General features: G+C 68.5%; 19 protein-coding genes. 10 read left to right on the forward strand and 9 right to left on the reverse strand.

Annotation, left to right across the window (positions count from 1 at the left end):
* Positions 1 to 29: 29 nt before the first annotated feature.
* Genes G9373_RS19980 through G9373_RS20000 form a run of 5 tightly spaced genes read left to right on the forward strand, consistent with a single transcriptional unit; the run spans position 30 to position 4,816 of the window.
* On the forward strand, positions 30 to 1,070 hold the full coding sequence (locus G9373_RS19980; protein ID WP_133986015.1) for an acyl-CoA dehydrogenase family protein: 1,041 nt from the start codon (positions 30 to 32) through the stop codon (positions 1,068 to 1,070).
* Positions 1,055 to 2,206: an acyl-CoA dehydrogenase family protein gene (locus tag G9373_RS19985; protein WP_005566085.1), complete on the forward strand. Its 1,152-nt coding sequence runs from the start codon at positions 1,055 to 1,057 to the stop codon at positions 2,204 to 2,206. The genes G9373_RS19980 and G9373_RS19985 overlap by 16 nt, the downstream gene beginning before the upstream one ends.
* A gap of 14 nt (positions 2,207 to 2,220) precedes the next feature.
* Complete coding sequence (locus G9373_RS19990) at positions 2,221 to 3,231, forward strand: bifunctional MaoC family dehydratase N-terminal/OB-fold nucleic acid binding domain-containing protein (RefSeq protein ID WP_005566083.1); 1,011 nt, start codon at positions 2,221 to 2,223, stop codon at positions 3,229 to 3,231.
* Entirely contained in the window at positions 3,228 to 3,650 is a 423-nt protein-coding gene (locus G9373_RS19995) for a MaoC family dehydratase (RefSeq protein WP_005566081.1), read from the forward strand. Before G9373_RS19990 ends, G9373_RS19995 begins: the two co-directional genes overlap by 4 nt.
* Positions 3,647 to 4,816 (forward strand): lipid-transfer protein, encoded by a 1,170-nt coding sequence (locus tag G9373_RS20000; protein WP_005244861.1) that lies wholly within the window; start codon positions 3,647 to 3,649, stop codon positions 4,814 to 4,816. The genes G9373_RS19995 and G9373_RS20000 overlap by 4 nt, the downstream gene beginning before the upstream one ends.
* On the opposite strand, the gene G9373_RS20005 is transcribed toward G9373_RS20000, so the two are convergent.
* Positions 4,788 to 5,897 (reverse strand): NAD(P)-binding domain-containing protein, encoded by a 1,110-nt coding sequence (locus G9373_RS20005; protein WP_167116461.1) that lies wholly within the window; start codon positions 5,895 to 5,897, stop codon positions 4,788 to 4,790. The genes G9373_RS20000 and G9373_RS20005 overlap by 29 nt on opposite strands.
* Before the next feature lie 109 nt (positions 5,898 to 6,006).
* Positions 6,007 to 7,647 carry a helix-turn-helix transcriptional regulator gene (locus G9373_RS20010; RefSeq protein WP_005566075.1) on the reverse strand — a complete coding sequence of 547 codons (1,641 nt, stop codon included), beginning with the start codon at positions 7,645 to 7,647 and terminating at the stop codon, positions 6,007 to 6,009.
* 151 nt (positions 7,648 to 7,798) lie between these two features.
* On the opposite strand from G9373_RS20010, the gene G9373_RS20015 reads away from it, so the two are divergent.
* The gene (locus tag G9373_RS20015) at positions 7,799 to 8,755 is read left to right on the forward strand and encodes a daunorubicin resistance protein DrrA family ABC transporter ATP-binding protein (RefSeq protein ID WP_005566074.1); all 957 of its coding nucleotides are present in this window, start codon (positions 7,799 to 7,801) and stop codon (positions 8,753 to 8,755) included.
* Complete coding sequence (locus tag G9373_RS20020) at positions 8,752 to 9,570, forward strand: ABC transporter permease (RefSeq protein ID WP_005244857.1); 819 nt, start codon at positions 8,752 to 8,754, stop codon at positions 9,568 to 9,570. Before G9373_RS20015 ends, G9373_RS20020 begins: the two co-directional genes overlap by 4 nt.
* A gap of 64 nt (positions 9,571 to 9,634) precedes the next feature.
* Here the strand turns inward: G9373_RS20020 and G9373_RS20025 are convergent, their stop codons facing one another.
* Entirely contained in the window at positions 9,635 to 10,216 is a 582-nt protein-coding gene (locus G9373_RS20025) for a nucleotidyltransferase family protein (RefSeq protein ID WP_005566073.1), read from the reverse strand.
* A 35-nt stretch (positions 10,217 to 10,251) separates the two neighbouring features.
* Entirely contained in the window at positions 10,252 to 11,244 is a 993-nt protein-coding gene (locus G9373_RS20030) for a 2OG-Fe(II) oxygenase family protein (protein ID WP_120659817.1), read from the reverse strand.
* Positions 11,245 to 11,486: 242 nt separating this feature from the next.
* Here G9373_RS20030 and G9373_RS20035 point away from each other — a divergent pair, with 242 nt between their 5' ends.
* Entirely contained in the window at positions 11,487 to 12,431 is a 945-nt protein-coding gene (locus G9373_RS20035) for an alpha/beta hydrolase (protein WP_167116464.1), read from the forward strand.
* Here the strand turns inward: G9373_RS20035 and G9373_RS20040 are convergent.
* A complete protein-coding gene (locus tag G9373_RS20040; protein WP_005244852.1) occupies positions 12,428 to 13,327 on the reverse strand; it encodes a LysR family transcriptional regulator in 900 nt (299 codons plus the stop codon). The two genes, G9373_RS20035 and G9373_RS20040, sit on opposite strands and share 4 nt — an antisense overlap.
* A gap of 154 nt (positions 13,328 to 13,481) precedes the next feature.
* On the opposite strand from G9373_RS20040, the gene G9373_RS20045 reads away from it, so the two are divergent.
* Together G9373_RS20045 and G9373_RS20050 are read left to right on the forward strand one after the other, a co-directional pair.
* The gene (locus G9373_RS20045) at positions 13,482 to 14,786 is read left to right on the forward strand and encodes an NAD(P)/FAD-dependent oxidoreductase (RefSeq protein WP_005566068.1); all 1,305 of its coding nucleotides are present in this window, start codon (positions 13,482 to 13,484) and stop codon (positions 14,784 to 14,786) included.
* 9 nt (positions 14,787 to 14,795) lie between these two features.
* A complete protein-coding gene (locus G9373_RS20050; protein WP_167116467.1) occupies positions 14,796 to 15,263 on the forward strand; it encodes an NUDIX domain-containing protein in 468 nt (155 codons plus the stop codon).
* A 32-nt stretch (positions 15,264 to 15,295) separates the two neighbouring features.
* Here the strand turns inward: G9373_RS20050 and G9373_RS20055 are convergent, their stop codons facing one another.
* The 4 genes from G9373_RS20055 to pucL are packed head-to-tail and all read right to left on the reverse strand — an operon-like array spanning position 15,296 to position 21,096.
* Positions 15,296 to 18,007, reverse strand: coding sequence for a molybdopterin cofactor-binding domain-containing protein (locus tag G9373_RS20055; protein WP_167116470.1), 2,712 nt, complete (start codon positions 18,005 to 18,007; stop codon positions 15,296 to 15,298).
* Positions 18,004 to 18,813: an FAD binding domain-containing protein gene (locus G9373_RS20060; RefSeq protein ID WP_167116474.1), complete on the reverse strand. Its 810-nt coding sequence runs from the start codon at positions 18,811 to 18,813 to the stop codon at positions 18,004 to 18,006. The genes G9373_RS20055 and G9373_RS20060 overlap by 4 nt, the downstream gene beginning before the upstream one ends.
* A gap of 4 nt (positions 18,814 to 18,817) precedes the next feature.
* On the reverse strand, positions 18,818 to 20,185 hold the full coding sequence (locus G9373_RS20065) for an 8-oxoguanine deaminase (protein ID WP_167116477.1): 1,368 nt from the start codon (positions 20,183 to 20,185) through the stop codon (positions 18,818 to 18,820).
* The gene (gene pucL / locus G9373_RS20070) at positions 20,185 to 21,096 is read right to left on the reverse strand and encodes a factor-independent urate hydroxylase (protein ID WP_120659813.1); all 912 of its coding nucleotides are present in this window, start codon (positions 21,094 to 21,096) and stop codon (positions 20,185 to 20,187) included. Before pucL ends, G9373_RS20065 begins: the two co-directional genes overlap by 1 nt.
* Positions 21,097 to 21,098 lie beyond the last annotated feature (2 nt).

The following is a 21,098-nucleotide window of genomic DNA, read 5'->3' on the forward strand; positions in this document are numbered from 1 at the left end:
CGTTCTAAATTGAAAGTGGGATTGTCAGCGTGGACTTCACTCGAGACGAAACCCAGGAGGCCGTGGCCCAGGTCGCGGCCGGACTGCTGGCCCGCGACCTCGACGGCGACGCCCTCTGGGCCGCTTTCGCCGACGCCGACCTGCTGACCCTCGCACTGCCGGAACGTCTCGGCGGCGAAGGGCTCTCGGTCACCGACGTCGGTGCGCTGCTCACCGAGGTCGGGCGGAAGGCGGCGCAGGTCCCGGCCCTCGCAACGCTCGGATTCGGTGTGCTGCCCATCGTCGCGCTGGGCGACGACGCGCAACAGGACGCACTGCTCACCGGTCTCGTCGACGGCCGCACGTTCACCGCGGCGCTCGCCGAACCCGGGGCGCAGTTCCCGGCACGCCCCTCGGTGACCGCGGTCGCGGACGGTGACGGCTACTCCGTCACCGGGCATGTGCTCGCGGTTCCGTTCGCCGAGCGGGCGCACCGGATCCTCGTGCCCACGGACACCGGGGTGGTGCTGGTGGACCCGGGCGCGGCCGGCGTCACGCTCACACCGACACCCTCGGCGTCGGGGAGCCCCGAATTCGCGATCGCATTCGACGGCGCGCGGGGCGAACTGCTCGCGGCCGGCGACGACGGCGTGCAGACGCTGTACCGCATCGCCCTGGCGTCGATCGGGGCGGTCGCGGACGGCCTGCTGTCGGGCGCAACGGTTCTGGCAGGAGAGCACCTCGCGACGCGCCACCAGTTCGGTAAGCCGCTCGCCACGTTCCAGGCCGTGTCGCAGCAGATCGCCGACGTCTACGTCACGTCCCGCACCCTCCACGTGTCGGCGCTCGCGGCGTCGTGGCGCGTGTCCGAAGGCCTGGACGCTCAGGACGATCTGGACGTGATGGCGTACTGGATCGCCGCCGAAGTGCCTGCCGCCATGCAGGTTCTGCACCACTTGCACGGCGGGATCGGCGTCGACGTCACGTACCCGCTGCATCGCTACTACTCGACCGCCAAAGACCTGGCCCGCCTCGTGGGCGGCGCCTCGTACCGACTCGACCTCGTGGGGGCCCGGTGTTCATCGATCTGACCGACGAGCAGCGTGAGCTGCAAGCGGAACTGAGGCGCTACTTCTCCGGGCTGATCTCGCCGGCCGAGGCCGAGGTGATGCGCACGGAGCGCCACGGCAGCACCTACCGCGAGGTCATCCGCCGGATGGGCAAGGACGGCTGGCTCGGTGTGGGCTGGCCGGTGGAGTTCGGGGGCCGCGGTTTCGGCGAGATCGAGCAGCAGATCTTCGTCAACGAGGCGACCCGTGCCGACGTGCCGCTGCCCGCGGTCACGTTGCAGACGGTGGGTCCGACGCTGCAGAAGTACGGGACCGAGGAGCAGAAGCGCAAATTCCTGCCTGCGATCCTGGCCGGCGAGGTGCACTTCGCGATCGGCTACACCGAACCGGACGCGGGCACCGACCTCGCGGCGCTGCGGACCACGGCCGCGCGCGTGGGTGACGAGTACATCGTCAACGGGCAGAAGATCTTCACCACCGGCGGTCACGACGCCGACTACCTGTGGCTCGCCGTCCGCACGGGCTCGGCGGATTCGCGTCACCGCGGCATCTCCATCCTGATCATGGACACCAAGGACCCGGGCTACAGCTGGACGCCGATCATCACGTGCGACGGTGCGCATCACGTCAACGCCACCTACTACTCCGACGTCCGGGTTCCCGCGGACATGCTGGTCGGTGAGGAGAATCAGGGCTGGCGACTGATCACCACCCAGCTCAACCACGAACGCGTCATGCTCGGACCGGCAGGCCGGGTGGGAGGTCTCTACGACCGCATCCGCAACTGGGCGGTCGCGCACGAACTGCTCGACGAGCCGGACGTACGTCGCGCGCTCGGCGAAATCCACGCGACGTTCCGCCTCAACGAACTACTCAACTGGCAGGTGGCGTCGAGTGAGGCGGACGCCGTCGACATCGCCGACGCGTCCGCGACGAAAGTGTTCGCCACCGAACGTATTCAGCGCATCGGCCGGCTCGTCGAAGAGATCGTCGGACGCTACGGCGACCCGTCCGAGCCGGAGACCGCCGACCTCATGAGGTGGCTCGACATGCAGGTGAAGCGCAACCTCGTCATCACGTTCGGTGGCGGTGTCAACGAGGTGATGCGCGAGCTGATCGCGACAGCCGGTCTGAAACTTCCCCGAGTCCCGCGATAGGAGCGCCGCGCGAAATGAGTTCCGAACAGATTCTCGCTGCCGCAGAAGAGGTCCGGTCGGCGGGCCCGAGCGCTCCCCGCCCCGGGCGGGACCCGATCAACCTGCCGATGATCCGCAACTGGGTGGAGGCGATCGGCGACAGGAATCCGATCTACGTCGACGAGGCGGCGGCGCGGGCAGCGGGACACGACGCCATCGTGGCCCCGCCCGCGATGGCGCAGGTGTGGACGATGCAGGGGCTGAACGCGGTTCGGCAACCCGACGACCCGCTCGGGCGCATGACGACGATCCTCGACGAGGCCGGGTTCACGTCCGTCGTCGCCACCAACTGCGATCAGATCTACCACCGCTACCTGAAGGTCGGCGAGGAGGTCACCATCACCACGACCCTCGAGGAACTCGTGGGTCCGAAGAAGACGGGCCTCGGTGAGGGGTGGTTCTTCACCACCCGCAGCCTGTGGCGGGTCGCGAACGGCGACGGCACCGGCGAGGTCGTGGCCGAGATGCTGTTCCGCATCCTGAAGTTCGCCCCGAAACCCGCTGAACCGATGGCACCTTCGGCGAACGGTCGGGGCGCGTCCTTCGACGACCTGGACCCCGCCAAGTTGATGCGGCCCAGCGCCTCGCAGGACACCCAGTTCTTCTGGGACGGGGTTGCCGCGCACGAGTTGCGGATCCAGCAGCGGGAGGACGGATCGCTGCAGCACCCGCCGGTGCCCGCGCTGTGGAAGGACAAGGCGGAGACGACGGACTACGTCGTCGCGTCGGGCCGCGGGACGGTGTTCAGTTACGTGGTCCACCACGCGCCAAAGGTCCCGGGACGCTCGCTGCCGTTCGTGGTGGCGCTGGTCGAACTGGAGGAAGGCGTCCGCATGCTCGGTGAGCTGCGCGGTGTCGACCCCGCCGAGGTGACGGTCGGGATGCCGGTGGAGGCGATCTACCTCGACTTCCCGGGCGACGACGAGACGGGCGGCACGCCGTGGACCCTGTACGCGTGGCAGCGCGGAGCGAAGGAGCAGTCATGACGTCCACACTCGATGTCGCGGTGGGAACGACGCTTCCGGAATTGACCGTGACTGGCGACCCGACGTTCGTCGTTTCGGCCGCGCTCGCGACGCGCGATTTCCAGGACGTCCACCACGACCGCGACCTGGCGCAGCAACGCGGGTCGAAGGACATCTTCGTCAACATCCTCACCGACACGGGTCTGGTGCAGCGGTTCGTCACCGACTGGGCGGGACCGAACGCGGTGATCAAGTCGATCGCGTTGCGCCTCGGGGTTCCGTGGTACGCCTACGACACCCTCACCCTGAGCGGCACGGTGGCGGCGGTGGACGACGGCGTCGTCACGCTGGACGTCGTCGGGAAGAACGGTCTCGGCGACCACATCACGTCGAAGGTGACCCTCGTCCTGGACGGACGCACGAACGGAGCGGGTGCATGAGCGGGTTGTCGGGCAAGGCTGTCATCGCCGGGATCGGCGCCACCGACTTCTCGAAGAACTCGGGCCGGAGCGAATTGCGGCTGGCGGCAGAGGCGGTCACCGCGGCGCTGGACGACGCCGGACTGACCCCCGCGGACGTGGACGGCCTGACGTCCTTCACGATGGACACCAACACCGAAGCGGCCGTGGCCCGTTCGGTCGGCATTCCGGACCTGAAGTTCTTCAGCCGCATCCACTACGGCGGGGGCGCGGCGTGCGCCACCGTGCAGCAGGCGGCGATGGCCGTGGCCACCGGTGTCGCCGACGTGGTGGTGGCGTACCGGGCGTTCAACGAGCGGTCGGGGATGCGGTTCGGGCAGGTGAACTCCGGTCTGGTGCAGCAGGTGAACTCGTCGGGCACCGACAACGCGTTCTCCTACCCGCACGGCCTGTCGACGCCGGCGGCGTTCGTCGCGATGGTCGCCCAGCGGTATATGCACGAATACGGCGCTACGAGCGAGGATTTCGGACGGGTCGCGGTCACCGACCGCAAGCACGCCGCCACCAATCCGAACGCCTTCTTCTACGGCAAGCCGATCACCCTCGAGGACCACCAGAACTCCCGGTTCATCGCCGAGCCTCTGCACCTGCTCGACTGCTGCCAGGAGTCCGACGGCGGCATCGCGATCGTCGTCACGTCACCGGAGCGGGCGAAGGATCTGAAGCAGAAACCGGCCGTGATCGCCGCGGCAGCTCAGGGGAGCGGCAGCGACCAGTACATCATGACCAGCTACTACCGCCCGGAGCTCGCGGGTCTGCCCGAGATGGAGTTGGTCGGGAGGCAGCTGTGGGATCAGGCCGGACTCGGACCGCAGGACATGGATCTGGCCGTCCTCTACGACCACTTCACACCATACGTATTGATGCAGCTCGAAGAACTCGGCTTCTGCGGCCGCGGTGAGGCCAAGGACTTCATCGCCGACGGTGCCATCGACCTCGACGGCAGTCTGCCGCTCAACACCCACGGAGGCCAGCTCGGCGAGGCCTACATCCACGGGATGAACGGCATCGCCGAGGGTGTGCGTCAGATCCGCGGCACGTCCGTGAACCAGGTCTCCGGCGTGCAGAACGTCCTCGTCACCGCCGGGACCGGTGTGCCTACGTCAGGGTTGGTGCTGACGGCCTGAGTCCGGCCCGAGTCTGTCTGCGCGCAATGTGTTTCGCGACATACCCGGCATCCCTGCCCACCCCGCCGGTGAGCATCGAGGCGAACGCCTGCAGGAACGGCAGCCCCACGAAATACAGTCCCGGATGGTCCGGCGACACTCCGCGGGACTGTTCGGGCCACCCGTCCGATCCGGTGACGGGGATCTGGATCCACGACGTGTCCTTGCGGAACCCGGTGCACCAGATGACGTTGCGGACGTCGAGTGCGGTGCCGTCGTCGAGGACCGGTCTGCCGTCGTGGACGCCGGTGACCTTCGCGGGGAAGTGCTCCACACGGGCGGCGGCCAGGTCGGCTCGCTTGACCCGCAGGAGTGGTCCGCCCCCCGAGCGGACGTGGGTGCGCATCTTCCGGCCGACGGGTGTGCGTTCCGTCAGAACGTGATTGGCCATGAACCACATGATCGGGATCGCGATGTGGGCGAGGCGTCCCTCGAGGTCGAACGGCACCTCCCCGCGGACCGGCCCGCAGATCGTGGTGCGATGCGAACGGGAGACTTCCAGCGCGATGTCCGCGCCGGAGTGGCTGCACCCGACCACCAGCACCGGCCCGTCCTGCAGTTGGGACGGATTGCGGTAGTCGCTCGAATGCAGTTGCCGGATCCGGGGATCGAGACGCTCCGCCAGATCCGGAAGGACCGGGGACTGCCACGTTCCGGAGGCGACGACGACATTGTCGGCCTCGAATCGGTCCGTCCCCGCCGTGACGACGTAACGGTCGCCGACACGGGACAGGCCGTCGACGGTGGTGCCGGTCCGGATCGGCAGCGCGAATCGCTCCGCGTAGGCCTCGAAGTAGTCGGCCACCTCGTCCTTACCAGGCCAGGACCAACCCCGGGCGGGAATTCCCCAGCCGGGCAGACCGTCGTACCGGGCGGGACTGTAGAGCCGGAGCGAGTCGAACCGCTCCCGCCACACGTCCCCGACGCGGTCGTGAGCGTCGAGGATCACGAACCGCTGCCCGCATCTTGTGAGGTGGTAACCGGTGGCGAGGCCGGCCTGTCCGGCACCGATCACGATCGTGTCGAAGCGTTCTGTGGACATCGTGTGCCTTCTTCCCTCGGGTGATCGGTGGTCATGCTCAACGCTATGACCGGGCCGATCTCGGCGCGTCGGGAGAATGGCGCAGATACGTACGACCGTATGGGTACTTTCATGCAGACGGCTCGACGAGGTGATGCTCGTACGCATAGGCGGTGGCCGCGGACCTCGACGAGATGCCCAGCTTGACGAAGATGTTGCTCAGGTGCCGTGCGACCGTCTTCTCACTGAGGAACAGTTCCGTCGCCACCGCGCGGTTGCTCTTGCCCGCGGCCACGAGGCGGAGCACACACACTTCACGCGGGGTCAGCGGCGTGGCGGCCGCCGGGTCGGGGCGGAACTCTGCCCGGAGGCGTTCGAGGTCCGGGAGGGCACCCAGTTGCCGGTAGGTGGCGGACGCGAGGTCGTGCTCCATCTGCGCGGTGTCGTCGTCACCCAGGTCGCGGCACACCAGCGCGACCGACTCCCGGACCCGCGCGCACTCGTAGGGCGCGCCGATGTCCTGCCAGCGCCGCCACGCGTCGCGCAGAACGGTCAGTGCGTCGCTGCCCCGTCCTTCGGCGTGCAGCATCGATCCCGACGCCTGCGCGGACAGTGCGCACAGGTAGGGGATCGCGAACCGTGTTGCGATCGAGTCGAGTTCGTCGGCGGCGGTGCGAGCCGCCGAGACGTCGCCGGCGGCGAGCAGGATGTCCACGCAGGCGGGCAGCAGCCTGGCGCGTTCCACGGCGCCGGTGGACTCGTCCACCGCACAGCGGATCGAGGCGACCGCGCTGCCGAACCGCCCCTGCGCCATCCGCAGCAGCGCGAGCCCGGGCTGCGGTCGCCTGCCCCAGCGGTTCGCCTCCAGGAACAACTTCTCGGCCTGGGCGACCTCGCCGCGCAAGCGGTGGAGGTCGGCCATCACGTAGGCGGCGGACCCGGCCGCGGCGTGCGAGGCGAGCCGCTCGTGTGCCCGCCGCGCCGAGTCCATCGCCGTGGGCCAATCGCCCTGCAGTTGCAGGATCTCGGCGCGGTGGACGAGGCACTGACCGCGGTACGGGACGAGGTCGGGTTGCGAAGAGCACCACTCCTCCAGCGCCACAGTCCATTCCCTGGACCGGCGGAGATCGCAGATGTTCTGGCACTGCTCGATCACGGCGCAGTACACGATCCCCGCCACCACCGGGGACACCTCGTCGGACGTCACCCCGACCATCGCCTCGTCGAACGCGGACACCGCGTCGGCAACGTCCCCCAGCAGGACGAGCGAATGGCCGGTGCCCAGCACCCCGAGCGTCGTCAGATCCGGGTCGGCGAACCGGGTGCCCGCCTCCGTGATCGCACGGAAGATGTCGTGGGCGGCCTTGCCGTCGCCGGCGTCGATCCGTTGCAGTCCCTGCGGCACCAGCAGGTAGCCCCGCTCGGCGCAATCGACGCCCGCGGTGTCCAGCAGTCGCTGGGCCTTGCCCAGCCAGCCGCCGCCGCGCGCCTGCTCGCCCCGCATGATCAGGACGAACGAGAGCCAGAACGCGCACCGCGCGGAGCGCACCGGTCGACCCACGCGGGCCCACTCGTGCACCGCCCGTTCCCACCATTCGGTGCTGGCGTCGTCCTCACCGAGCAGGTAGGCGGCGGTGGCGACCAGTTCGAGGTCGTCACCGGACAGTGGGGTCTGCCGGTCGGCGCCCGACAGTCGTGCGTAGGTGTCGCGCCAGTCTCGTCGCTCGAAGGCCGCACGGCCCGTCCGGAGTTCCGACGTCGCGTCGGACATCACTGTCTCCTGCCGAAGATCTGCGCGCTGACCTGCTCGGATTTTCAGACTACCGCCGCACCGGGCCCGCCGGGAACGTCGAATATTCCTCGCAACCTGTCGGTGCCTCGAGTCACACTGGGGTTCACACGCCAACGGATGGGAACTTCTGATGGTCGATGCGATAACGGCAGAGGGTCTGGTCAAGAAGTACGGCAAGGTCACAGCGCTGGACGGGGTCGACCTCGCGGTCCCGTCGGGAACGGTGATGGCACTGCTCGGCCCGAACGGCGCAGGCAAGACGACGGCGGTGCGGGTCTTCACCACCCTTCTCGTCCCGGACGCCGGCCGGGCGGAGGTGGCCGGTCTCGACGTCGTCCACGATGCGCGGGTGCTCCGATCCCGGATCGGCGCGTCCGGGCAGTATGCGGCGGTCGACGAGTACCTCACCGGTTTCGAGAACCTCGAGATGGTCGGGCGGCTCTACCACCTCGGGGGCAAACGCAGCAAGGCGCGCGCCCGTGAACTGCTCGAACAGTTCGATCTGGTCGAGGCGGGAGATCGTCCCGTGAAGGGCTACTCGGGTGGCATGCGCCGGCGTCTCGACCTCGCGGGAGCGCTCGTGGCCGAGCCGGAAGTGTTGTTCCTGGACGAACCGACCACCGGGCTCGACCCCCGCGCCCGGCTGGCCCTCTGGGACGTCATCGACAATCTCGTCGCCAGGGGCACCACGCTTCTCCTGACCACCCAGTACATGGAAGAGGCCGAGCGCCTCGCCGACCAGATCGCGGTGATCGACCACGGTTCGGTCATCGCCCGCGGAACCGCCGACGAATTGAAGGACCGTGTGGGTGGTGAGCGCATCGAGCTGAGCGTCCGGGAGGGCATCGAGCTCTCCGTCGTGCGCGACGAACTGGCCCCGCTCGCCGCAGGCGACATTCTCGTCGAAGAAAACGTCCGCCGGGTGACGGTGCCGGTGACCGGCGGTGCGGACGCCCTCGTCGAGGCGCTGGGCCGCCTCTCCACTCGAGGAGTGAAGGTGTTCGACGTCGGCCTGCGCAGACCGACCCTGGACGACGTCTTCCTCACCCTGACCGGACACGAAGCCGAAGAGGAGCACATCTCATGAGCGCCCCACAGACGGCGTCCGTGCACACCGCACTCGCGGACGGGCTCACGATCGCCAAGCGCAACATGATCAAGATCAAGCGCGTCCCCGACCTCATCGTGTTCACCACGTTGTCACCGATCATGTTCGTGCTGCTGTTCGCGTACGTGTTCGGTAGTGCCATCCAGGTTCCCGGGATGTCCTACCGCGAATTCCTGATCGCCGGGATCTTCACGCAGACAGTCATCTTCGGGGCCACGTGGACGGGTCTCGGGATGGTCGAGGATCTGCAGAAGGGGATCATCGACCGGTTCCGGTCGCTGCCGATGGCCCCGTCCGCCGTGCTCCTCGGCCGCACCTCCACCGATGTCCTGATCAACATCGTCAGCCTCGTCGTGATGTCGCTGACCGGCCTGATCATCGGGTGGCGCATCCACTCGAGCCTCGGCGAAGCGCTGCTCGGCTACCTGCTCCTGCTGTTGTTCGCCTACGCGCTGTCCTGGGTGATGGCGGTGGTCGGCCTGTGGATCCGGACACCGGAGGTGTTCAACAACGCCAGCTTCATCGTCATTTTCCCGCTCTCGTTCATCGCGAACACGTTCGTCGAGACCACCAACCTGCCCGGACCGCTGAAGGTGATCGCGGAATGGAATCCGGTGTCCGCGGTGACGCAGGCCGTGCGGGAACTGTTCGGAAACACCAACCCGGCCATGACCGTTCCCGACGCGTGGCCGTTGCAGCACCCGATCATCGCCTCCCTGGCATGGTCGGCGGTGCTGCTGGTGATCTTCGTGCCGTTCGCGATCCGGCGGTACAAGAAGGCGGTCAGCCGCTGAAGGTGCCGGACCAACGGGACGCCCGTTGCGTCAGATCGAACGAGCGTCCGGTTCGTCCCGGGGGCTAGCGGAGTTCGCGCGGCGAATCGACGTCGCGGCCCGACCCCAGGTCGGAGCAGTCGACGGCCTCGGCGCCGTGTGCCCCGAGGTATTTCCGTGCACCGGAGTCCCCGGTGAGGCTGCGCCGCAACGGAAGCCAGTGGTCGCGGCCGATCAGCACGGGGTGACCCGGGCGTCCGGAGTAGTGGGCCTGACGGAGCGCCGAGCGGGCGTCGCCGGGCGGCACCGACGCCACCCGACGGACGGCGTCGACACCGAGGTCGGGGAGATCGACCAGGGTGATGACGACGGCATCGACGTCGTCGAACGTCGCCGCGACCTCCAGCCCCCGGCGCAGGGAGGCCGACAGCCCCGACTTCCAGTCTTCCGCGATCCCGACGGTGACGGGGACGCCGGCCGGCAGTAGGTCCTCTGCCTCGTCGGCGCTGGCCCCGAGCACCACGACGGTCGGCCCGCATCCGGCCTCCGACAGCACTCGCACGCCGCGCGCGAGCCACGGTTCTCCGTCCGCGCCGACGACGAGTGCCTTGGGCATGCCCATGCGCGAACCGGCCCCGGCGGCGAGCAGCACGCCCCCGATCGTCATCGTGGTCTCACCTGTCGTCGCAGCATGCGTTCAACTTACTTTTCCTTGGCGAAGTTCGCGTTGACGCGCTGGTAGAGGTAGTCCTCGGCGGTGATGTCGGGGTACTTGCCCGCGGGTCCGGAGATGACGACGTCGCGGTTGGCCTGGGCGAAGAACGCGAGGCTGTAGCGGGCGCCGTGGTCGCCGTCCGGTCCGGGGCTCTTGACGCGGTGGAAGTTGGACGGCAACCGGTCGTCGCTCCACCGCATCAGCATGTCGCCGATGTTGCAGGTGATCGCGTCCTCGGACGGCTCGATGGGCGTCCACTCCTGGGTGTCCATCTCCTTGCCCGGCAGCACCTGCAGACCGCCCTGGCCTTCTTGCTGGAACAGCAGGGTGAGGCAGTCGAAATCGGTGTGGGCGCCGGCGCGCCACAGGCCGAGGTCGCTCCGAAGGTGCTCCGGGATGGCGAAGTAGTGCAGCATCCGCAGGGTGCTCTGGTAGCTGTCCACCGACGGGTCATGGGCCTCGGCGAAGAAGTCGCGCTCGAACCCGAGCTTGTCGGCGAAGCACGACAGCAGTCGCATCGCCACGTCCCAACACTGCGCCTCGAACCCGAGCATCGTGTCGCGGAAACCGGCCAACTCCTCCTCGGTGGGCCACAGGTCGCCCATGTGCGGACGGGTGATCTGGTACGACTCCTTCTCATCCGGGACGCCGATGGACGGGCGCACCTGGGTTTTGCTCTCCCACCCGGAGTTGAAGCCCCTCTTCAGCGGGTACTGCGCCTTCACGGCCGAATCGAGGGCGAAGAACTGCTCGGACATCGCGAACGCCCTGCGCACGTCGGCGACGTCGATGCCGTGGTTGTAGACCTGGAAGAAGCCGACGTCGACCGCCGCGTTCCACAGCTGTTCGGTGATGTCCGAGCGTCGAGCATCGAAGTCCGAGAGGTCGATTCGTCGGATCTCGCGGTCGGTGGTCTCCGTCCCGAGCCCACCCATGCGGGATTCCTTGGCGAGTTCGTTCAGCGCGTGGCTGCCGGTCATCGTATCCCTCCATCCTCGATTACATGCAATCTTGCGTGTTTGACCCACTATTGCTCGCAAACGTGACGGGTGACGACTTCGATGTGACGTATGCGTTAAATGCATGAGCGGCACATAAGTAGAATCGACGGCCGGGCCTCTCGAAGAAATTACATGCAATCGATACCTCGCACCCCCGTCGGGGCGTGCACCGTAGACTGGCCGGTGGCCTCGATACGCCAACAGTCGGAACGGACGGACACATGGTGGATCCGAACAGAGTCGGCGAACCTGCCCGGCAGGAGTTCGCGCAGCAGTGGGGCGGCTCCGGCAGCGTCGTCGACATCGACGGTCCCGTCCACTGGGTCGAATACGGTGCCGACCCCGGATCGCTTCCGGTGGTCATGGTTCACGGCCTCGGCGGCTCGCATCTCAACTGGGTCCGGATCGCACCGGTCCTCGCGGAGCGCACCCGGGTGCTCACCGTGGATCTCCCCGGATTCGGGCTCAGTCCGTCCGGGCATCGCCGGACGGGGGTCGGCGCCAACGCCAAGGTGCTGCATCGCTTCCTCCGGGACGTCGTCGGTGGTCCCGTGATTTTGATGGGCAACTCGATGGGCGGCATGATCTCGCTGTTCGAGGCGGCGGCGCACCCCGAGACGGTTTCGGCGCTGGTTCTCGTCGACCCCGCACTCCCTGTCGCGCAACGGATCCCGGACCCCCGGATCGCCGCGCAGTTTGCGATGTACTTCACGCCGTTCGTGGGGGAGCGGTTCCTGCAGTACTCGAGCAGGAAGTTGACGGACCGGCAGTTGGTCGCGCGGATGATCGACCTGTGCTTCGCCGAGCCGAGCCGGGCGTCGGAAGATTCCCTCGACGCCGCAGCGGCTCTCGCGGGATACCGGCGCGGGCTGCCGTCCGAGGATGCTGCGTTCCTTCAGGCCAGCCGGTCGCTGATGCGGGTCCTGGCTCGCCCGCGCCGATACCTCGACACCATGCAGTCGATCGCGCAACCCGTTCTCCTGCTCCACGGCGACCGTGACCGGCTGGTTCCGGTCGCGGCGGCGCGCAAGGTGGCGACGGCAAACCCGCGGTGGGACAGCGTGATTCTCGCGAACGTGGGGCACACCCCGCAGCTCGAGGTTCCCGACACGATGCTCGACCACGTGCACGCGTGGGTCGACCGGCACGGACTGATCGACGCCTAGGCTTCGGCCGACCCGCCGGACCCGGCGATCGACTGCGCCAGCGCGCGGAACAGGTGGGTGAGTTCGGGTCTCGTCGCCGTTCCGCTCCGGACGACCCCGCACACCGGGATGCGCAGCCGGTCGTGCGCCTCGCGCAGGAAGCTCAGCCCGCGGCGGGGAGTCGCGTCGGCCGTGTCGGCGTACAGCACCGTCCACGACCGCGGGGTCGTGAGGACATCGAGGGTGGCGGTGTGGTCGCTGGGGATCGACGGTCCGAGCATGACCCGCTGCCCGACCTGCCGAAACGCGTCCTCGACGACGGTGTGGATCAGGATCTGACTGCTGCGTGGCGGGAGCAGCAGGGGGTACGGCGCCAGTTCGCTCAGGTCGACGGTCGAGACCCCCGCCAGCGGGTGTTTGCTCGACGTCACGATCACCAGGTCCTCGAGCCCGAATTCCACCGTTTCGAGCCCGGGCCGGTCGACGCCGCCGCGAATGAGCGCGAGATCGGCGTCCCCCGACGCGACCGCGGTCATCCGGTCGGTGAAGTCCTTGATGACGAATTCGATGTCGAGCTGCGGGAAGTCTTCGCGGACAGTGGATATCGCCTCGAGGCTCTGGGTTGCGAAGCTCATGCTCGCGCTGATGCGGAGCCGGTTGCGGGGATCGAGTCCCACCGACAGCGCGCGGGCCTCGAGGCCCATCATCTCGGCCGCGATGGGCATCAGCCGTTCGCCTGCCGCGGTCAGCCGCGTGGCGCGCGTCGACCGCTCCAGGAGGGTGGTGCCCAACTCGTGTTCGAGCTTCGCGATCTGGTGGCTGATCGCCGACTGGGAGATGAAGCAGCGTTGCGCCGCCCGCGAGAAACTGCCCTCCTCGCCGACCGCGAGGAAGTAGCGAAGCTGTCGGAACTCCATGACCTGAGGTTACGTCCTTCCGTGAAGACTTATGAGCAATCGAGATAACACAATTTCGATTTCCCCAGCTTACTGGCGATTAACAATGGCCGATCCCTAATGTGGAGCTCATACGCGGCGCTAAGTAGACGCCAGAAGCAGTAGGAGGTTTTCGGTGGATCGCACACAGGTCGTCATCGTGGGATCGGGATTCGGCGCCCTCGCGGCGGCGAAGAAGCTCGGCAAGGCAGGCACGCCGTTCGTGCTGATTTCCGAGACCACCGAGCATCTGTTCCAGCCCCTTCTGTACCAGGTCGCAACCGGTGTCATCTCGCCCGGCGAGATCGCCCCGTCCATCCGCGCGATCCTCGCCAAATACCCCAGCGGTGACGTCCGGCTCGGCCGCGTCGTCGACGTCGACCCGGACAAGAAGCAGGTCGTCTACGAGGCCGGCGGGGTGAGCCACACGATCGGTTACGACAGCCTGATCGCCGCGACGGGCGCCCGGCAGGCCTACTTCGGCCACGACGAGTTCGCCGAGGTCACGTACGCGCTCAAGACCGTCGCCGACGCCGACCGGCTGCGCCGCCAGATCGTCCGCTGCTTCGAGGAGGCGCACACCACCTCCGACCCGGAGCGTCGCCGCGACCTGCTGCACTTCATCGTGATCGGTGCCGGTCCGACCGGTGTCGAACTGGCAGGTCAGATCAAGGAACTGGCGGGCCGCTACTTCGAGAAGTCGCTCCGCGACATCACGTCCGAAGACGTCACCGTCACCCTCGTCGAGGGTGCGAACGAGACGCTGCCGGTCTTCGGCGGCAAGCTCAGCAAGTACACGCAGGACTCGCTGGAGAAGGCGGGTGTCGAGGTGGTGCTCGGCACGATGGTCACCGACATCGACGAACACGGTGCCACGCTGTCGTCGCCGAGCGCCGGTTTCGAGAAGCGCCTCACGGCCGACACGATCATCTGGTCGGCCGGCATCCAGGCCAACGACTTCGCCGCCGTGCTGGCGGACCGGACCGGCTGTGAGACCGGCCGCGGCGGGCGCCTGCTGGTCGACGAGGACCTCACGGTGGGCCGCTACGACGACGTCTTCGCAATCGGCGACATGGCCTCGCTGAACAACCTGCCCGCCCAGTCGCCGTTCGCGATGCAGGGTGGACGGCACGTCGCGGCCATCATCACCGGGAAACGCGCCCTCGGAACGCCGTTCACGTACCGCGACAAGGGCAGCATGGCGATCATCAACCGGTTCCGTGCGATCACCCGCGTCGGCAAGGTCGAGCTGACCGGTGTACTCGCCTGGTTCCTGTGGCTCGCCGTGCACCTCGTCTACCTGGTCGGATTCCGCAACCGGTACGTCGCGGTGATGTCGTGGTGCGGTTCGTTCCTCGGACACCGCCGCCCGCACTTCCACTACGCCCAGGAGATCGACCCCGCCGAACTGACCGAGCAGCGAGAGGGTGCCGCGGCCTAACATCGGTCGATGACCGTCACCAGCGCTGGAGTACTCCTGTATCGCACCGACGATGCGGGAGTGCTCCAGTTGTGGCTCGTGCACATGGGCGGCCCGTTCTGGGCGCGCAAGGACGAGGCCGCGTGGTCGATCCCCAAGGGGGAATACGCCGAGGGCGAGGATCCCTACGCGGCCGCGCTGCGCGAATTCGAGGAAGAGATCGGCGCGCCGCCGCCTGCCGTCGAGTACGAGTTACTCGGCGAATTCCGGCAGCCCTCACGCAAGCTGATCACCGTCTATGCGGCGGAGGTGAGCGAGGACGTCACGTTCGTCGAGAGCAACACGTTCGAGCTGGAGTGGCCGCCGCGGTCGGGGAAGTTTCAGCAGTTCCCCGAGGTCGACGACGCCCGCTGGTTCCCGGCGAGCGTCGCCGAGACGAAGCTGGTCAAGGGGCAGCGTCCGCTCATTAGAGCGTTGCGCGAGCGCCTCGCCCCGTGAGTACTTATTAACCGCGGGACGTTAATAAGTACTCACGGGCGCGGGAGCGCACGCCAGACGGCGGCCGGGGTCATCGGGATCCGACGAAGCCGGGCACCGGTGGCGTCCGCGATCGCGTTGGCCAGGGCGGGGGCGACCGGGTTGTACGGGGACTCGCTCATCGACTTGGCGCCGTGCGGGCCAAGTTCGTCGTAGGTGTCCGCGAAGTAGACCTCGGTGTCCGGCACGTCTACGAGCTGCGGGATGTGGTAATTCCGGAGCTGCGGGTTGAGCACCGTCCCGGCGCCGTCGAGGAGGATCTCCTCGTACAGTGCGCTGCCGATCGCCTGCGCGACACCGCCCTCGACCTGCCCACGGCACTGCTGCGGGTTGAGGACCGTGCCGGCATCCGCCGCCTGGATGGACTGCAGGATTCGGACCTCCCCGGTGACGGTGTCGACCGCCACCCGGAACGCGTGCACGTTGAAGACCACCGAGCGGGGGGTGCCGTCGTGCCTGCCCTCGGCGCGGATCGGTCCCTCGGGCACCAGCTTGTCGAGTTCGACGACCCGTCCGGCGACCTCGACCGCGTCGGGTGTCAGCGCGCAGTCGGCGTCCTCGGCGGCACCCGCGACGCGGCGGGCGACCTCGAACAGCTGTTCCCGCAATCGGGTTCCCGCAAGATGTACCGCCTTCCCCGCGACCACCGTGCCTGCCGAACCGAATGCGCCGGTGTCGTGCCCGGCGACGTCGGTGTCGGATTGCAGCACGGTGATCCGGTCGGCGGTGGTGCCCAGCGCGGACGCGGCGAGCTGGGCGTGCACGGTGGTGGTGCCGTTGCCGAACTCCGCGGTGCCCACCCGAAGTTCGTACCGGCCGCCCTCGACGAGGGTGCAGGACACGTCCGCGAAGTGCCCCCGCGGCGGAATGGTCGCGATCATGGACGCCGCCATGCCCTCACCGACCCGCCACTGCGGGCCGTCCGGCGGGCGCACGTCGTTGCCGCGGCGCAGTGCGGCCTCCGCCAGGTCGAGGCACTGGTCGAGTCCGTAGCTGCCGTATGTGAGGTCGCCGTGCTCCACCTCGAAGTCGACGAAGTCGTCACCCGGAACGACCACGTTGCGGCGGCGCAGTTCGAACGGATCGATGCCCAGCTGCGTCGCCAGCTGATCGAGCGCGGATTCCACCGCGAAGATGACCTGGCCCAGACCGTAGCCGCGGAAGGCCCCGGATGGCAGGTTGTTGGTGTAGACGGCCTGGGCGTCCACCCGCTTGTTCGGCGACCGGTACAGCGCAACGGATTCGCTGCAGCCGTGGAACATCACGCCCACCGAATGGTTTCCGTACGCCCCGGCGTCCGAGAGCACGTCGACGGCGAGCGCGGTCAGCTTTCCGTCGCCGTCGGCGCCGACCTTCACCGACACCCGCATGGGATGCCGGCACGGGGCGATCGTGAACTGGTCGGAGCGGGTGAACTCGTACTGCACCGGTCTGCCGGTGCGCAGAACGGCGAGAGCGACGAGATCCTCCACCAGCATTTCCTGCTTGGCGCCGAAGCCACCCCCGATGCGGGCGGTGAACACCCGGACCTGTGAGCGGTCGAGCGAGAACAGGTGGGCGAGTTCGTCGCGGACGAGGAAGGGCACCTGGGTACTGCTGCGGAGGGTGAGCCGCCCGTCGGAGTCGAGCCAGCCGATGGCCGAGTGGGTTTCGAGATGCGCGTGCTGCACGCGTTGCGTCTGCCACGTGCCCTCCACCACGGCACCCGTGTCCCGCGCCACCGCGAGTCCGCCGCCGAGGTCGCCGACTTCGCCGTGAACCTCGGCCACCAGGTTCCGGGACGGGTCCGCGATCCGGGAATCGGCGCCCTTGTCACCGTGCAGCAGGGGGGCACCGGGGCGGCGTGCCAGGTCGGGATCGAAGACCGGTTCCAGCACCTCGTACTCCACGTCGATCAGTTCCACTGCGCGCCGGGCGATGTCGACGGAATCCGCGACGACGGCCGCGACGCGCTGCCCCCGGAACCGGAGGATCGTGTCGAACACGTAGGTGTCGTCGGGGTCGTCGGTGCGGAACTCGTGGCGGGCCGTGGAGAAGGCGACGTCGGGACTGTCGCGGTGGGTGAGCACCGCGTGGACGCCGGGCAGCGTCTCCGCGGCGGACGTGTCGAGTCGGGTGATGCGGGCGTGCGCGTGCGGGCTGCCGAGGATCTGGAGGTGGGTCAGCCCCTCGACGGCCAGGTCGAGGGTGTAGGGCTCGGCGCCGCACACCACCCGGGCGGCGGCAGGCGCGGGAATGGAGCGGCCGAACGACTCACCGGCACTGTCTGATTCGGTGGTGCACACGCCGCCGACGGCGTCGCGAATGGCGCGATAGCCGGTGCAGCGGCACAGATTCCCCTTCAGTGAGCGCGGCAGGTCGGCGTGTTGTTCGGAGTCGAGCGCGGACGCGGTCACGACGATCCCGGGTGTGCAGAACCCGCACTGGAAGCCGGCCGCATCGACGAACTGCTGCTGCACGGGATGGAGTCGATCGGGACCGCCGAGACCGGCCGCCGTGGTCACCTCGCGGTTCTCGGCGCGATGAGCCGGCACCACACACGAGTGCACCGGAGCGCCGTCGAGCAGTACGGAACAGGCGCCGCAATCGCCGGCGTCGCAGCCCTTCTTGACCGCGAACCGCTGCTGTTCCCGCAGGAAGGTGCGCAGGCACTGACCGGGCCGTGGGTCGGCATCCACCGACTGTCCGTCGACCGTCAATTTCATTCCAGCTCCCTCCTGATCTCCTCGGCGAGCACTCCCGTGACGTGCCGACGCCAGTCCGCGGCGCCGTGCGCGTCGGTCAGGTAGTCGTCGGGGGAGATCCGTTCCGACAGAGACTCGCTCAACACGTCGGGGCCGGGAACGGCGGGGAAGCGGAGGACGAACGGGCGGACGGTCGACGCGGTGACGGTCAGCGCGAAACCGTCCGCGTCGACACGCCCGGCCAGCAGGGCGCCGGACCGTCCGAGCGGCGAGTACGCGATCTTGCGCAGCGACGTGCGGCCCCGCAATGCGGTGGCGGGAAGGTGGATGCTGCGGATCAGGTCACCGGCTCCGAGCACTGTGCGACCGGCATCGGTGACGAATCGGTCGACCGGGACTCGGCGTTCACCCCCGTCGGCGGTCCAGAGCAGGAGTTCGGCGTCGAGGGCGCAGCACAGCGTGATCATGGCCCCGGCCGGGAGCGCGAGGGCGAGGTTGCCGCCGACGGTCGCGGTGTGCCAGATCTTCCACGACGCGACGAGGGACTCGGCGCACGGCCGGAACAGGCTCGTCGCCGTCCACTCGGCGGGAAGCGGTGCGTTGCAGATATTCTCGATGGTGCAGGTCGCGGCGAGCTCGAGTCCGTCGTCATGGACGGTGATCGCAGGCCAGTCGAGGGTGGTCAGGTCCACCAGCCGGGTGATCGTCGGCTGCGGTTCCGAGTACAGCCAGGTGCCGCCCGCCAGGAACGCCGCTCCGGGTTCCGGGGCGGGCAGGTCGTCACGGCTGCGTGGGGCCGAGAGCTCCGTCACGAACGACAGATCCATCGACTCACCCCGCCTTGCGCACCAGAGCCCGGTGGGCCTGCTCGACCTCCGCGGCGACGTTCTCCTCGTTCACGGTGATCACTCTCCCACGCTCGACGACCGCTCGCCCGTTCACCAGAAGCAACTCGAGCGGCGGTGTGACTCCGAGCACCAGCGCGGCCACCGGATCGGTGATGCCGGAATGTGCGAGGGTGTCGACCCGCCACAGTGCGAGATCGGCCAGTTTGCCGGGCTCGAGGGAGCCCAGTTCGTCCTCCCTGCCCAGGACCCGGGCCCCGCCGCGCGTGGCGAGTTCGAGGGCGGTGCGCACCGTCATCTCGCCCGGGCCGCCGCGGGCCCGCGCGAACAGCACGGCGTGCCGGGCCTCCTCGAGCATGTTGCATGCCTCGTTGCTGGCGGCGCCGTCGACGCCGAGCCCCAGCGGAACCCCCGCCACGTGGAGGTCCTTGGCGCGGGCGATCCCGGCGCCGAGGCGCGCATTGGACGTGGGGCAGTGGGCTGCCCCGGTTCCGGTGCCCGCCATCGCTGCGATCGCGACGTCGTCCAGGTGGACGGCATGCGCGTACCAGACGTCGGGGCCCACCCAGCCGAGTTGCTCCATATATTGCACCGGGGTGCAGCCGAACCGCTCGTGGCAGAAGTCGTGCTCGTCAAGGGTTTCCGCGAGATGGGTGTGAAGCCGCACGCCTGCGGAACGGGCGAGGGCCGCGGCCTCTGTCAGGAGGTCGCCGGTGACGGAGAACGGGGAGCAGGGCGCCACCGCGATCCTCAGCATCGAGTCGGGAGCCGGGTCGTGCCAGCGGTCGATGACGTCCTGGGTGCCCTTCAGGACGTCCTCGAGACGCTCCACCACCGAATCCGGTGGCAGTCCGCCCTGACTGTGGCCGAGGTCCATCGACCCTCGGCTGGGGTGGAACCGGAGCCCGACGGTCTGCGCTGCCTCGATCTCGGCGCCGAAGACGTCGCCGCCGTCGCGCGGCACGACGTAGTGGTGGTCCGTCGTGGTCGTGCATCCGTGCTTCGCCAGCCAGGCGAGACCTCCGGTGGCCGCGGTCCGGACGGCGTCGGCGTCGATGCCCGCCCAGATCGGGTACAGGGTGGTCAGCCAGCCGAACAGGGTGTCGTCGGCGGCGAGCCCGCGGGTGATCCACTGGTACAGGTGATGGTGCGTGTTCACCAGCCCGGGGGTGAGCAGGCAACCCCGTCCGTCGACCACCCGAGCGCCGTCGATCACCGGCGCGGGACCGGCACCGACGTCGACGATGCGGTTGCCCCGCACGACGACGTAACCGTCCGGGTACTCGGTGCCCGCCACGTCGACGGTGGCGACGTGCGCACCGGAGACGACGACGGTGGCCGGGCCGGCGGACATCAGCTGAGCCAACCCGCGTACGCCGCCCACGCGGGTCCGGCGTCCGGAGCGTCGGACCGCTGCACCGTCGCCTGGATCAGGCCGTACGGGCGGTCGGCGGCGTGGAATACCTCGTTGTCGTTCTCCACCCCGAAGCGGGCGAGATCGTGGGCGAAGTGGTGCTTGTTGGGCGCGGACAGGCGCACTTCCGCGAGCACGGGGTAGCGCTCGAGGATCGCCTTGCCGATCTCGTACAGCGTCTGCTGCAGGGCGAGCGAGTGGACGGTCGCGAACGTCGCGACGATCTGCTCCTTGATGCCGGCGTAGACACCGTTCCAGTCGACGTCGGTGGTGACGAACCGCCATTGCACGACAAGCGAAGTCGCCATCACCCGGTCGTGGGTCTCCTCGAGAATCGTGTACTCGTCCTTCAGGAATCCGAAGAACTCGCTGCCCGTGGACTTGAGGATCACCAGATCCTTCAGCCCGCCGACCACCCACGTACCGTCGGCGTCGACGGTGATCGCCGCGGTGCGCACCTCCTCACCCTTGCGCACCCAGGTGTGGTCGTGCTCCGCTCCGTCGACCACCGCGCGCTGCCAGGCGTACTCCTCGATCTCGATGCGGGCGCCCTCGACCGGGGCCACGTCGTCCACGAAATGTCGTGCCAGCGTCAGCCCGTACTCCTCGATGGAGTCGAGGCCCTTCTCCTTCGCGTAGGAGTACGCCGTCTGCTTCTGGGTGTCGGTGGGCAGCACCGAACTCTGGTCGCCGGCGAGATGCGCCGCCGAGAAGTCGCCGCGCAGGCAGGTCGACACGCTCACGTCCCGGATCTCGTGCCGGGGGGTGTCGCGGTAGATCCGCACGATGCGGTTCTCGGCTTTGCCGTACTGGTTGTCGCCCAGGACGATGGCGCCGGTGAGGTCGGTCATTG

The sequence above is a fragment of the Rhodococcus sp. A14 genome, from assembly GCF_011603105.1.
GTDB lineage: Bacteria > Actinomycetota > Actinomycetes > Mycobacteriales > Mycobacteriaceae > Rhodococcus_F > Rhodococcus_F opacus.